Origin of the sequence: Streptomyces atroolivaceus (assembly GCF_000717025.1) — a bacterium.
GTDB lineage: Bacteria > Actinomycetota > Actinomycetes > Streptomycetales > Streptomycetaceae > Streptomyces > Streptomyces atroolivaceus.
In genome coordinates, this window is the sequence record NZ_JNXG01000002.1 from 604055 (window position 1) to 617008 (window position 12954).

The following is a 12954-nucleotide window of genomic DNA, read 5'->3' on the forward strand; positions in this document are numbered from 1 at the left end:
CGGAACGAGCATGGGCCAGACCTTGACGGGGCTGCTCAAGGCGGTGCGGGCCAGGACCGGGCAGGGCGGCACACCACGGCCGGAACCCACGGCCGCTCTGCGCCTGTGCGGCGACTACCTCGCGGACCTCGCCGCCGGCGGCGCCCTGGGCGACGCCGGCCGGACCGGGCTCGTCTCCGCCATCGGCGGCCTCACGACGGCCTCCGGGACCGGCGGGGACGGACTGTTCGACGCCCTGCTCCGCACCGGGCAGCGGGCTCTCGAGGCCGGCGGGGAGGCCGAGACACGACTCGCCCTGGACATCGCCGTCGAGGCCACCGCGCTGCGCTCCAGGTCCAAGGGCGCCTGGCGGCTGCGCGGGAACGCCCTGGACGCGCTGGGCCGACGGGACGAAGCGGTGCAGGCGTACGAACGGCATCTCGCGCTCCAGCAGAACCCGGCGTCCGCCGAGGACGTCCGGCGCCGGATCGCAGCCCTGAAGGACCTCCGCGCCTGTCTGGAGGAGGCCGCGGAGCTGCTCCCCGGTGAGGACGGCACGGCCCTGCGGGCGCTGCACAACGCCCCCGCCGGACAGGCGCGTACCGTCTTCGCCGAGATCGTGCGCCGGCACACCGCCGAGGGCGGCGGCATGGCAGATCCGGCCGTCCGCCGCCTCACCGCCCGGTACGCCGCCTACCGCCGGCTGCTGGACCGGGACAGGATGGCCGACCCCCTGCTCGGCGGCGCGGAGCCGGTCGGGGTCTCCGGACTCCGCCGCACGGTCGCCGGCCGGTCCGTCTGCCTCGTCGCCGGCGCGGCCCGGATCGCCGACGAGGAACGGGACCCGGACGGCCCGCTCGGCAAGCTGATCGACGGGTACGACCTGGTGGTGCGCTGCGACGCCCTGCCGGCCGCCGCCCCCCGGACCGACGTGCACGCCGTCACGCTGCGCGGGGACACCCCGTGGACCGGCCCCGCCTGGGGCCACCGGGCGGGCACCCGCCTCGTCTTCGGTGACCCGCTGGCGCACTGGCGCCGGTCGCTGCGCGCCCGCCTGGCCGCGGGCGCCCAGGACCGCGTCGGCGACGCCTCGCTCCGGCGTCCCCTGGACGATCCGGCGCTGCTCGGCGAGGACGGCTGGGGAACCCGGACCACCACCGCGTTCACCGTCCTCCGGCTCCTGTACTTCCTGGACGCCGCCGACCGCCTGGACCTCATCGGTTTCGGACTGCCGGGGCAGCTGCTGCCGCGCGAGCGGGAGTGGGTCGCGGCCCGGGCGACACATGAGGACGAGACCGAGATGAGGACCGCGCTGCGATGAACACTCCCGCCGAACCCGCCGCAGAGAGACGGAACGGGCCCGCAGCCGGCCCCGGACAGGGAGATCCGGCGGCCGGCCGGCACGAAGGCCCGGCCGTCGTGGCCGACGACCGCCGTGCCCTCACGGGCAGGCGGAGGATCGCCTTCGCCGCCTACGCGGACGAGGACCGGATGCCCGGCGTCCTGGTGTTGCTGCGAAGCCTGGCACTGGCGGACCCGGCCGTCTGCGAGGACTTCCTCCTCCTGCACCCCGGACTGCCCGACTCCGCGTTCGACGCCGCCCGGCGGCTGCACCCGCGCATCGTCCCGCGCACCGCGGACAGCCGTCTCGACGCGTTCCGGGCCTCCGGCTACGACACCGTCGTCGTCCTCGGCCCCGGCATGGTCGTCCTCGGCTCCCTCCTGCCACTGCTGGCCCTCCGTACCGGAGTGGCCGCCGTGCCGCAGCCCGGCCCCGCAGGCGGACGGACCGTGCGGGACGACGGGCTCCTCGTGATCCAGCGCCAGGACGTGACGGACGCCGTGCTCGAGGCGCTGGACGAGGGTGGCGAGGACGTGGTGGACCGTGCGATCGGGGAGGCGGGGCTCCTCGAACCGCTCGGCTCCCGCTACGACTTCCCGGCGGGCCGGCTGTACGACGACGCCCCCGTGCCCGCGAGCACCGTCGTCCTGCACTTCGAAGAGGACCTCTCCGGAGAGGAGCCCGCCCACGGCGGCCCGGCGCGTGAGGCGCGCGAGCGCTTCGAGATGGACGACGAGGAGTTCCGCTCCGCGTACCGGGCCCTGCCGGGGCCCAACCATCCCGAACTGCTCCTGCACTGCGCCCTGCCGTTCCCCGAAGGCGGGCGTGCGCCGGTGGACCTGGTCCGTCAGGTCGCCGAGGTGCACAGGCAGCAGGGCCGCTACGACGAGGCCGTCGCCCTGCTCACCGCCGCCGTGGCGGACCGGCCCGACCTGCCGCGCTGCCACGAGACGCTGGGCATCAGCCTGATGGCCCTGTCCCGCTACGAGGAGGCCGAGGCCCATCTCCTCCTGGCCACCGTGTCACCGGACTTCGCCGCCCGTGCCTACGGTCAGCTCGCCCGACTCGCCTGGCTGCTGGGCCGGACCGAGGAAGCGCACGCGTACGCCCGGGAGGGGATCGACGCCGACCCCACCGACGGCAACTGCCATGCCTGGTTCGTCCGTACGAGCCCGGATCGGGGCGCAGTCCCCTCCGCCGGTCCCGCGCCCGCAGGGGAACAGCTCGCCCACGTCGCCCTGTTCGCCGACGGTCAGGAGAACGCCGGTGACAAGGTGCTCCCCGAAGCCGTGCGGATGTGTTTCGGTTCCGACACCGGCCCCGCCCGCTGGCACGAACGTTCCGTGCACCGTCTGGTCGACGAGCCCGCGCTGGAGGAGCTGAACGCCCGGCGCGGCATCGTCGTCGGCGGTGGCGGGCTCTTCCTCCCGGACACCGCGCCCAACGGCAACAGCGGCTGGCAGTGGAACATCGCCGACGACGTGCTGGCCCGGATCACCGCGCCGCTCGCCGTCTTCGCGGTCGGATACAACGTCTTCGACGGCCAGCGCTACCGCCGGGAGCGCTTCGCGGAGAGCCTGCGCGCCCTGGTCGGGAAGTCGGCCTTCTTCGGGCTGCGCAACCAGGGCTCCGTGGACCGGGTCAGGGAACTCCTGCCGGAGGAGCTGCGGGACCGGGTGCGCTACCAGCCCTGCCCGACGACCGTGGCCCGCCACCTCGACCCCGGCCTCGACGACGGTGCGGGGCGGGACGACACCGTGCTGATCAACTGCGCCTACGACCGCGCCGGTCTGCGCTTCGGCCACGACTACGGCCACTTCCTGGCCGAGACGGCCGCCGCCGTGCGCGCCATCGGTGAGCGTGCCGAGGTCCGCTACGCGGCCCATATGCCGGCCGACGAGAAGTTCGTCCACGACCTGCGCAGGGAACACGGCACAGCCCTCCCGGTGGAGCCGCTGTACCTGTTCTCCAACGACCGCATCCGCGCGCTCTACCGGCGCACGCGCCTGGTGATCGGCATGCGCGGGCACGCGGGGATGATTCCCTTCGGCTGCGGCACGCCGATCATCAGCCTCGTCTCCCACCCCAAACTCGCCTACTTCCTCACCGACATCGACCGCCCCGAGTGGGGCGTCTCCGTCCACGACCGGTCGCTGGGCGCCCGCCTCGCCGAGCGGGCGGCGGCCGTGCTGGACGACCACGGGGCGGCCGTGGCCGACGTGCACGGCCGGCAGGAGCACCTGTGGTCGGTGACCCGCGCCAACCTCGCCGAGCTCCAGGGCCTGTTCGGGCTTCCGGACCCCTTCCCCGAAGGCCCGCGTGTCCCCGGCCCGAGGACCGCCGGGCCGGCACGGGGCCTTCACCTGCCCGACACCCGGACGAAGTGACTGTTCACCTGACCGGAGTTCAACCGCGCCCCTCGCGTTCATAGCCTTCGATGACCATGCCTTCCTCTGTCTCCCAGGCCGGCTCCCCTGCTCCCGCGCAGACCCCGCAGCCCGCCCCCGAACCCCGCCCGCACCGCGAACACCGGTACGACATCGACCTGATCCGGCTGCTCTGCTCCGTCGGCGTGATCCTCTGCCACACGGGCTCCGCGTTCGTGAACACGGCGGGCCGTGAGGCAGCGAACGGACCCGGCACCTACTGGGCGGGTCTGGTGGCGGACTCGGCGGGCCGCTTCGCGGTCCCGCTGTTCTTCGCGATCGCCGGATGGGTCGTCCTCGTCGGAGCCCCGGTCCGGGACGGCCGGCAGCTGTGGCAGCGGATCGTCCGGATCCTGGTGCCGCTCGCGGTGTGGACGGTGCTCTACGTGGCATGGGGCCGGCTGCGCGACACCAACGACGCACCGGCCGGTGAGCTGGGGCTCGACGCGCTGTTCGCCTCGGTACGCCCGGCCTACCACCTCTGGTACCTGTACGCGTACATCCCCGTGATCATGCTCCTCGCCTTCGCCGCCCTGGTGAAGTCGGGCAGGCGCCCCTGGGGCCTCGGTGCCGCCCTCCTCGTCCTGGGTGCGGCCCCGTCCCTGTTCGGCGACCTGGCCCGGGTCACGGACCTCGAACTGCCGCGCTTCGGATGGGGCTTCGGCCCGTACCAGCTGATCTACGCGGTCCTCGGAGCCCTGCTCCTCGCCCTGCCCGCCGGGACCTTCGGCAGGCGGAGCCTGTGGTGGCTGCTCCCGGCCGGCGTCTTCCTGGCCGCGGTCATCACGTACCAGCACGAGGTGCACTACGCGATCCCGTACGCGAGCGTCCTGGTGGCCCTGTTCAGCGCGGGCGTGCTGCTCTCCCTGCACCGCCTGCGCGTCCCCGACCGCGTGCGTCCCGCCCTGACCCGCCTGGCGGGCGCCTCGTTCGGCGCGTACATGATCCACGTGCTGGTGCTGGGCGTCCTCACCGACGTGCTGGTCGACGCCGATCTCACCCTGCCGGTGGCGGCGGCCCTGGTGCTCGCCGTCACCGCCGCCACGACCGTCCTCTCCTTCGGCGTCGCCGTGCTGTGGACCCGCCTGGGGCTGACGCGGCTGCTGGGCTGAGCCCCGGCGGCGAAGCTCTGCGCGCGGCGGGACCTGTACCGGTGCCGTCGGATGACGGGTGTGCCATCTCGGCAACAGCGGCCAGGCGAAGACTGCCTGGGTTGGGCAATGAGCCGAGGCCACGCACGGGGGAGGATGCAGCCGCCGGGGATGTGGGGGCGCCCGGGACCTGATGCCGGCTCAGGGCCCGTGCGAGGCGTCCCGACCTCCGGACTCTCCGACCGCTCATCGACCTGAGGTGTGTCTTCCATGAGACTGACCCGCGCGGCGCTGGCCGTGACCGCAGGAGCCCTCGCTCCGGCCCTTCTGCTCGCCACCCCCTCCCTCGCCGCAGATGCGGCCCCGTCGCCCGTCACCGCGTCGGTGGCGAAGGACGCGTCCGGCTCGGACTCCCCGTACGACTCCATGTCGCTGACCGAGCTGCGCATCGAGGTCTTCACGGTCCTGGGTGACCCCGGCACGGGTCCCAGCGTGCGCGAGGAGGCGGTGAAGGCGCTGGAGACCGATACGGCGGAGGCGCTGCGGTACTTCCTGAAGACCGGACGCGGGATCGCGCAGGTGACGGACGACCGCGTGGCGGTGTTCACGGTCCTGGGTGACCCCGGCACGGGCCGGGCGGTTCATGAGGCGGCCGTGAAGGCGCTCGAAGCCGATACGGCCGAGGCGCTGCGCCACTTCCTGGAAACCGGCCGCTGGGACGCGCAGGAGGTGGACGACCGCGTGACGGTGTTCACGATCCTGGGCGCCCCCGGGACCGGAGAGGCCCTGCGGGCTGCGGCGATCGCCGTGCTGGAGGAGGGTTCCCGGGCCGCGCTGCGCCACTTCGTCGAAGTAGGACAGTACGAGGTGTGACCTCCCCCGAGGCCTGCGCTTCGCGTCGTCTCAGCTCCCGGCTCCCCGCCTCAGCGCCCGCGCCCGCCGGGCCAGTCTGCGCAGCGTGGCGTTCCGGCGGACGAAGGAGAGACGGGCGGGGACGACGCCGGGGAGGGCCAGGGAACCGAGGCGGCGGCGTTTGAAGTAGCGCCAGGTCCGGGCGTTCAGATGGGCGGAGAGGTAGCGCTCGGCCGCCGGGCGGAGGTCCGGGCGGACGCGCGGCTGCATGGCGAAGGCCACGGCCGGCAGCAGGCCGCCCAGGGCCTCCGCCACTGTCGCCTCGGTCAGCGGTGACTGACCGGACACGGCGGCGGGTTCGGCCAGGTCGGGCAGCAGGGCGTCGGTGATCGTGACGGGGATCCGCGCGGGGTTCTCGTACGGGGTGAGGCGCTCCAGCAGGGTTCCGGTCCCGGTCCTGGCCACCGGCAGGCCGTAGAGCGCCGCCGCGGTGAGCAGGGCCGTCGACGAGCGGCCGACGACGAGCGCGGGGCGAAGGCGCTCGTAGAGGACCTCGGCCAGGACCGGGGCGCCGGGCAGGCCGGAGTCCGGCACCGTCAGTCCGACCCCGAGGCGTGCGGCCTCCGCCCGTACGGCCGGGGTGGCGGTCACGGGGCCGTGGTGGTGGGGGTGGACGAGAACGAGGTGGGTGTGGCCGAGGGCTGCCGTGGAGCGGACCGTCCGCAGGTGGAGTTCCTCCTCCTCGGCGGCGGGCAGCGTCCCCGTCCCGGGGAGAAGCAGGATGGCTGCCCCCTCGGGTGCCCCGGGGTCCGGCGCGGCGTCGGCCAGTTCACCGAAGACCTTCCGCAGGGCCGCGGTGGGCAGTGGGCGGGGTACGGTGCCGAACTCCCCCAGCAGCAGCGGTTCCAGGCCCGGGAGCAGGCCGGGGTGGAGGAGGTGCCGTACGCGGGTGCCGACCAGCGGCGGGACCTTGCCCCCGGTCGGGCCGTATCCGGTCAGGCCGGACGCGTACACGGTCACCGGACCGCCGGTGAAGATCTGGGCGACGGCCTGGGAGGGGCCGGTGTGCGGGGATTCCAGGACGAGTTCGACCTCCTCGTCCCCGAGGCCCCACGCGCGGCGCAGGTGCCGCTCCCACAGGGGTACGTCGTCGGCGCGGGGGGTCCAGGAGCCGGGGTGCAGGGGGAGGACGGCGTCGTTCCAGGAGCGCACCTCGTCGAAACGGGTGCGCAGCCGTCCGAATCCGGGCAGCGTCTCGGCCGGAGCCGCCGCCTCGGGCACCGCCCTGGTGTCGCAGAGCAGCAGGAGGCGGCGTCCGGAGTCCCCGAAACAGCCGGAGTCGACCGCCGCGGCGAGCACCGCCGTACCGTGGAGGCCGGAGGCGACGAAGATCTGGATGGTCACGCGGCTGCCGCTCCCCGGGTGGTGGCGGACCGGCGGCGCAGCCTGCGCAGCACGGTCGCCCGTTCGGTGTCCATGGAGTCCAGGACGTCGTCGAGTACACGCTGGGGCATGTTTCCGAGAGCCGCCGAACACAGAGTTCTCAAAGTACGGGCCACGGACGGTTCGAATTTCCCGACGGAACCGATGTGGTGGGAAATGACGGCGCAATACGTCCGCACCGCTTTCGGCATCAGGGTGTCCGCGTCGCGGTCCGCAGCGGTCTCGGACATCACCTGGTCATAGGCCCGGATGAAATCCAGCTGGCGTTCGTCGCCGATCTGGGTGAGGGAAGAGGCGACGCCCCGCCGGTAGAAATGGCCCAGTGTTCCCAGCACCGCGAAGGATTCCGCCTCCCGGTGCAGCCGCCAGATCCACGGCCGGTCCTCCGCGGTGCGCAGCCCGTCCGTGAAACGCAGCAGCCCCCGGTCCAGCAGGCTGCGGTGGTAGAGCCCCGCCCAGGCGAACGCGTAGTCGACCGAGGTGGTCCGGCCGGCGGGCAGGATCGCGTCCCGGGGGTCGCCCACCACTCCCCGCAGGCCGTGCGGGACGCGGCGCACCGTGCGGGACGTACCGGTGACCTGGACGTGGTCCGTGCGCACGAACGCGCAGCCCAGGGCCTCGGTCCGGGCGAGCAGACCGGCGTAGTGGCCGGGCGCGACCCAGTCGTCGCCGTCCAGGAAGGCGATGTACTCGCCGCGGGCCGCGGCCAGACCGGTGTTGCGGGCCGTGGCCAGACCGGCGTTGCGCTCGTGTCTGTGGACGACCACCCCCTCGATGTCGTCCTGGGCACGGCGCAGGAGGTCCGCCGTCCCGTCGGTCGAGCAGTCGTCGACGAGGATGAACTCGAAGTCCCCGCGGGTGTTGGCCCGCAGGCTTCCGAGCGTGTCGGGGGCGTATGCCTGGACGTTGTAGAACGGCACGATGACGGAGAGCTTAACCACCCGCGTCACGCTAGGGGTGGCCCCGGCATTTGCCTTGACCCCCGCCCGTACGGAAAGTGAACGGCGCGCGGCAGAAAAGTGAACCCGCCCGAATTCGAAGGCGTTCTCACCCTCCGGCGGGCCGAATCCCCAACCGTCGACCGGCTGTTAACCATCTGTTGCCACCGCGTTGGGCCGCGGATCGAAATGGCTTCCTAGCTTTTACGACGTGCCCCCCAGTACCGATGACGCGGCCGCTCCGGCCGCCACCCCAGCAGCCGGCCGTGCGACGCTCCGCATAGCCGTGCTCGCCGACTCCGACACCCGGTGGAAATGGGGCGCGCTCACCGCGCGCCGACTCTCCGGGGCGGCGGAGGCAGGCGCGGCGGAACGCCCCGTCGAGATCAGCGGGCTGCTGTTGCGCGGCCGGGCCACCCCGACCCCGCGCCAGCTCGCCGAAGTGGGTGAGGTGGGGGTCGACGCGGGCCGGGTGCGCGAGGTGACCACCGCCGAGTTCCTGCACACGGTGCGGGACGAGGCGTACGACGTCGTGGTCCTCGCCCTCGTGGGCGGCGCGGTCCAGGCGATGATCCACGGTCTGGCCGCACTGGACCTTCCCCGCAGGCCCGTCGTCGTCACCGGCTACGTCGGGGTCGTCTACGAGAAGCTCGCCGACGGGCTCCTGCTGCGCCACGGTGCGGACATGGTCCTCGCCAACTCCCGTGACGACGGAGCGCGTTTCCGCGCGGTCTACGAGGGGGTCGGCGCCGACGCGTCGTCCGTCACGGAGGCGGCCCTGCCGTTCCTCGGCGGGGAGCCGCACCGGGCCCAGGAGGGCCGCGACACCGTGGTGTTCGCAGCCCAGCCCTCCGTACCCGCGTCCCGCGCGGACCGTACGTACCTGCTGCGCCGGCTCGTCGAGCACGCCAGGCTGCACCCCGGCCGCGAGGTGCTGCTGAAGCTGCGCTCCAAGCCGGGTGAGCACACCACGCACATCGAGGAACTGCCCTACCAGCGTCTCGCGGAGCGGATCCCCGGCGGCCTGCCGCCCAACTTCCGCCTCGTGTACGGGCACATGGGCGAGGTCCTGGACCGCACCGACCTGCTGGTCACCGTGTCCTCGACCGCCGCGCTGGAGTCCCTGCACCGGCGGATCCCGACGGCGATCCTCTCCGACCTCGGCGTCCGCGAGGCACTCGGCAACCACCACTTCATCGGCTCGGGACTGATCACGTCCTGGGACCACCTCGACGGCGGCCTGCGCCCGGAGCCCGACGAGGAGTGGCTCGCGGGCCAGGGCGTCGCCGCCGACGGCACGTACGCGACGGCCTACGACACAGCCCGCGCCCGGGTCTCGGCGCTGCTCTCCGCAGGACCGCTCCCCCGCCTCGCCCCCTACTACACGCCCGCCACCGCGCCCGGATACCTCCCCGGCATCCTCGCCCGCTACCACCTGGGCCCCGACGGCCACCCGCTGCCGGGTGCCGCCGCGTCCGGCGAGACGGGCCGGGTCAGGGGCGCGGTCCGCCAGACCGTACGCAACGCGGCGCGTGGCGCCTACCGCCACGGCGTCCAGCGGGTCGCCCCCGTGATCCGGCGGATGGGCGAGCTGTGACCACCGATTCAGGAGCAACCATGACCCCGCCCCCCACCGTGCTCGCCGTGATCCCCGCCCGCGGCGGATCCAAGGGCGTGCCGGCGAAGAACCTCGCCAAGGTCGGCGGCGTACCGCTCGTCGCCCGCGCGGTCCGCGCCTGCCTCGCCTCGCCCGAGGTCTCGGACGTCGTCGTCACCACCGACGACCCGGCCATCGCCGCCGCGGCCAGGGCCACGGCCGAGGCGCTGGGGGAGGACGCCCGGCTGCTCTGTGTGCAGCGTCCCGCCGCCATCGCCGGCGACACGGCGACCAGCGAGGACGCGGTCCTGCACGCCCTGCACTCCTACGAGGCGACGGCGCACGGCCGGAAGGCCGACGTGGTGCTCCTGGTCCAGTGCACGAGCCCCTTCATCACGCGCGAGGACATCGACGGCGTCGCCGCCGCGGTCGCCAGGGAAGGCGCCGACACCGCGGTCACCGTGGCCCCCTTCCACGGCTTCGTGTGGCGCGACGGCAGCGCGGTCGAGGAGGACACCTACGGTGTCAACCACGACAAGGCCGTACGCCCCCGCCGCCAGGACCGGCCCCAGGACTACCTGGAGACCGGCGCCGCGTACGCCATGGACGTCGAGGGCTTCCGGACCCACCGCCACCGCTTCTTCGGCCACACGGCGCTCGTACGGACCGACCCCGCCCGGGTCCTGGAGATCGACGACCCGCACGACCTGGCCCGCGCCCGCGCCCTCGCGCCGCTCCTCGACCCCTCACCGCTGCCCACCCGCGCGGACATCGACGCCGTCGTCCTCGACTTCGACGGCACGCAGACCGACGACCGCGTCCTCATCGACTCGGACGGCCGCGAGATCGTCGCCGTGCACCGCGGCGACGGCCTCGGCGTCGCCGCCCTGCGCCGGGCCGGCGTACCGATCCTGATCCTCTCCACGGAACAGAACCCGGTCGTCGCCGCCCGCGCCCGCAAGCTCCAGGTCCCCGTCCTGCACGGCATCGACCGCAAGGACCTGGCACTCAAGCAGTGGTGCGAGGAGCAGTCCATCGCTCCCGACCGCGTGCTCTACGTCGGCAACGACGTCAACGACCTGGCCTGCTTCGGCCTGGCGGGCTGGCCCGTCGCCGTCGCGAGCGCCCACGACTCGGTACGCGCCGCCGCGCGTGCCGTGACCACACAACCCGGCGGCTTCGGCGCCATCCGCGAGATCGCGGCCTGGCTGCTCGGCCCCACCCTCACTCTCTCCACCGAAACCCCCGGCACCCCCACCAAGTAAGGAAGCACCACCATGAGCAACACCTCCCGCCTGCGCACGTTCGGCACCCGCACCGCCGGCCCCGGCCACCCCGTCTACGTCACCGGTGAGATCGGCATCAACCACAACGGCGACCTCGACAACGCCCTCGCGCTGATCGACGTGGCCGCCGAAGCCGGCTGCGACGCGGTCAAGTTCCAGAAGCGCACCCCGGAGATCTGCACCCCGCGTGACCAGTGGGACATCGAGCGGGACACCCCCTGGGGCCGGATGACGTACATCGACTACCGTCACCGCGTCGAGTTCGGCGAGGCCGAGTACACCGCCATCGCCGAGCACTGCGCCAAGCGCGGCATCGACTGGTTCGCCTCCCCGTGGGACACCGAGGCCGTCGCCTTCCTCGAGAAGTTCGACGTCCCCGCGCACAAGGTCGCCTCCGCCTCGCTCACGGACGACGAGCTGCTCCGCTCGCTGCGCGCCACCGGCCGCACCGTCATCCTCTCCACCGGCATGTCGACGCCGAAGCAGATCCGGCACGCGGTCGAGGTCCTCGGCAGCGACAACATCCTGCTCTGCCACGCCACCTCGACGTACCCGGCGAAGGCCGAGGAGCTCAACCTGCGGGTCATCAACACCCTGCAGCAGGAGTACCCGAACGTCCCGATCGGCTACAGCGGCCACGAGACCGGCCTGCAGACGACCCTCGCCGCCGTCGCGCTGGGCGCCGCGTTCGTCGAGCGTCACATCACCCTGGACCGCGCCATGTGGGGCTCCGACCAGGCCGCCTCCGTCGAGCCGCAGGGCCTCACGCGCCTCGTCCGCGACATCCGCACCATCGAGGCGTCGCTCGGTGACGGGGTCAAGAAGGTGTACGAGTCGGAGCTCGGCCCGATGAAGAAGCTCCGCCGGGTCGCGGGCGTCGTCGCCGAGAACGAAAACGCGCCGGCCGCCGAGCCGGTCGCGGTCTGACGGGCCGGCCGGTGAACCTCGCCTTCGTCGAGAGCCCGGTCCAGCTCCTGAACGTCCTGGAGTGGACCCACACCCGGGGAGGACCCGACACCACGGTCGTCGTCCTCCCCCCGGTCGACCCGATGTCGCGCGGACAGCTGCGCAGGATGGCGGAGCTGGCCCGCGACGAGGGCGTCACCGTCCGCTGGCAGGAGGCGCGCGGTGAGAACGGCGCGCCTCTGAAGGCCCTGCGCGCGCTGACCGGCCTGATCCGCAAGGCGGACCGCATCGTCATCGGGGACCCGTTCTCCCGGTACGTGCAGCTGCTCCTCAGCCTGGTCCGTACCCGCCGGATCACGGTCGTCGACGACGGCACCGCCACCATGGAGTTCGTCGCCCAGCTGGCCCGCGGCGAGCGCCTGGTGCGCTGGCACCGCCGGGGGAGCGGGGGTCCGCGCGAGCTGCTCCTGGCCCCGGTCACCTCCGCCGCCCGCCGCAGCTTCACCCCGTCGGCGTCCCGCACGGTCGAGGTGTTCACCGCGATGCCGGTGGATGCCCCCGAGGGCATCGAGGTCACGGCGAACACCTTCGCCTGGACCCGGGAGCGGTTCGGCCCGCCCCTCATCACCAAGGGGGCCGACCTGGTCGGGACCTCCCTGGTGGAGACGGGCGTGGTCGACCCCGTCCCCTACGAGGAAGCGGTCTCCTCCCTCGCCCGTACCCACGGTGCGACCCGCTACTTCGCCCACCGCCGTGAATCCGCGGACAAGCTCCACGCCCTGGAATCCGCCACCGGCCTGGAGATCGTCCGCCCGGACCTCCCCCTGGAGCTGATCGCCCGCAGAGGCCCCATCGGTCACACGGTCCTCAGCTTCCCGTCCACGGTGGTCCACACCCTTCCGCTGGCCCTGGCGGGCACGGGCGTGAAGGTCGCGGTGTGCGACATAGCGCCGGACTGGCTCCGCGACACGGCGTCCCCGCGCGCCCAGGGCTTCCTGAGCGGCGTCACGGAGACGGCCAAGGACGTGCAGCGACTGGCGCCGTGGCGGGCCACAGCGGTCGCGGAAAGCTGAGCCGGCGGGCGCGGGCGGCCC

The 12954-nt window shown here is 73.4% G+C and carries 10 protein-coding genes; 8 read left to right on the top strand and 2 right to left on the bottom strand.

Annotation, left to right across the window (positions count from 1 at the left end):
* Positions 1-10: 10 nt before the first annotated feature.
* The 4 genes from OO67_RS06060 to OO67_RS06075 all read left to right on the top strand — a co-directional run bounded on the left by OO67_RS06060 (position 11) and on the right by OO67_RS06075 (position 5711).
* Positions 11-1300 carry a tetratricopeptide repeat protein gene (locus OO67_RS06060; protein WP_033297783.1) on the top strand — a complete coding sequence of 430 codons (1290 nt, stop codon included), beginning with the start codon at positions 11-13 and terminating at the stop codon, positions 1298-1300.
* On the top strand, positions 1297-3708 hold the full coding sequence (locus tag OO67_RS06065; RefSeq protein WP_078597663.1) for a polysaccharide pyruvyl transferase family protein: 2412 nt from the start codon (positions 1297-1299) through the stop codon (positions 3706-3708). The genes OO67_RS06060 and OO67_RS06065 overlap by 4 nt, the downstream gene beginning before the upstream one ends.
* A gap of 50 nt (positions 3709-3758) precedes the next feature.
* Positions 3759-4859 carry an acyltransferase gene (locus OO67_RS06070; protein WP_033297785.1) on the top strand — a complete coding sequence of 367 codons (1101 nt, stop codon included), beginning with the start codon at positions 3759-3761 and terminating at the stop codon, positions 4857-4859.
* Positions 4860-5108: 249 nt separating this feature from the next.
* On the top strand, positions 5109-5711 hold the full coding sequence (locus OO67_RS06075) for an ALF repeat-containing protein (RefSeq protein WP_033297787.1): 603 nt from the start codon (positions 5109-5111) through the stop codon (positions 5709-5711).
* A gap of 30 nt (positions 5712-5741) precedes the next feature.
* On the opposite strand, the gene OO67_RS06080 is transcribed toward OO67_RS06075, so the two are convergent.
* Positions 5742-7094, bottom strand: a complete 1353-nt coding sequence (locus OO67_RS06080; RefSeq protein WP_033297789.1) for a hypothetical protein — start codon at positions 7092-7094, stop codon at positions 5742-5744.
* A complete protein-coding gene (locus OO67_RS06085; RefSeq protein WP_033297791.1) occupies positions 7091-8074 on the bottom strand; it encodes a glycosyltransferase family 2 protein in 984 nt (327 codons plus the stop codon). Before OO67_RS06085 ends, OO67_RS06080 begins: the two co-directional genes overlap by 4 nt.
* Positions 8075-8282: 208 nt before the next feature.
* Between OO67_RS06085 and OO67_RS06090 the strand changes: the two genes are divergently transcribed.
* The 4 genes from OO67_RS06090 to OO67_RS06105 are packed head-to-tail and all read left to right on the top strand — an operon-like array spanning position 8283 to position 12933.
* Positions 8283-9668 (top strand): DUF6716 putative glycosyltransferase, encoded by a 1386-nt coding sequence (locus tag OO67_RS06090; protein ID WP_033297793.1) that lies wholly within the window; start codon positions 8283-8285, stop codon positions 9666-9668.
* A 20-nt stretch (positions 9669-9688) separates the two neighbouring features.
* A complete protein-coding gene (locus OO67_RS06095; RefSeq protein WP_033297795.1) occupies positions 9689-10933 on the top strand; it encodes an acylneuraminate cytidylyltransferase in 1245 nt (414 codons plus the stop codon).
* 12 nt (positions 10934-10945) lie between these two features.
* Positions 10946-11881 carry an N-acetylneuraminate synthase family protein gene (locus OO67_RS06100; protein ID WP_033297797.1) on the top strand — a complete coding sequence of 312 codons (936 nt, stop codon included), beginning with the start codon at positions 10946-10948 and terminating at the stop codon, positions 11879-11881.
* An 11-nt stretch (positions 11882-11892) separates the two neighbouring features.
* Entirely contained in the window at positions 11893-12933 is a 1041-nt protein-coding gene (locus OO67_RS06105; RefSeq protein ID WP_033297798.1) for a hypothetical protein, read from the top strand.
* Positions 12934-12954: the final 21 nt, after the last annotated feature.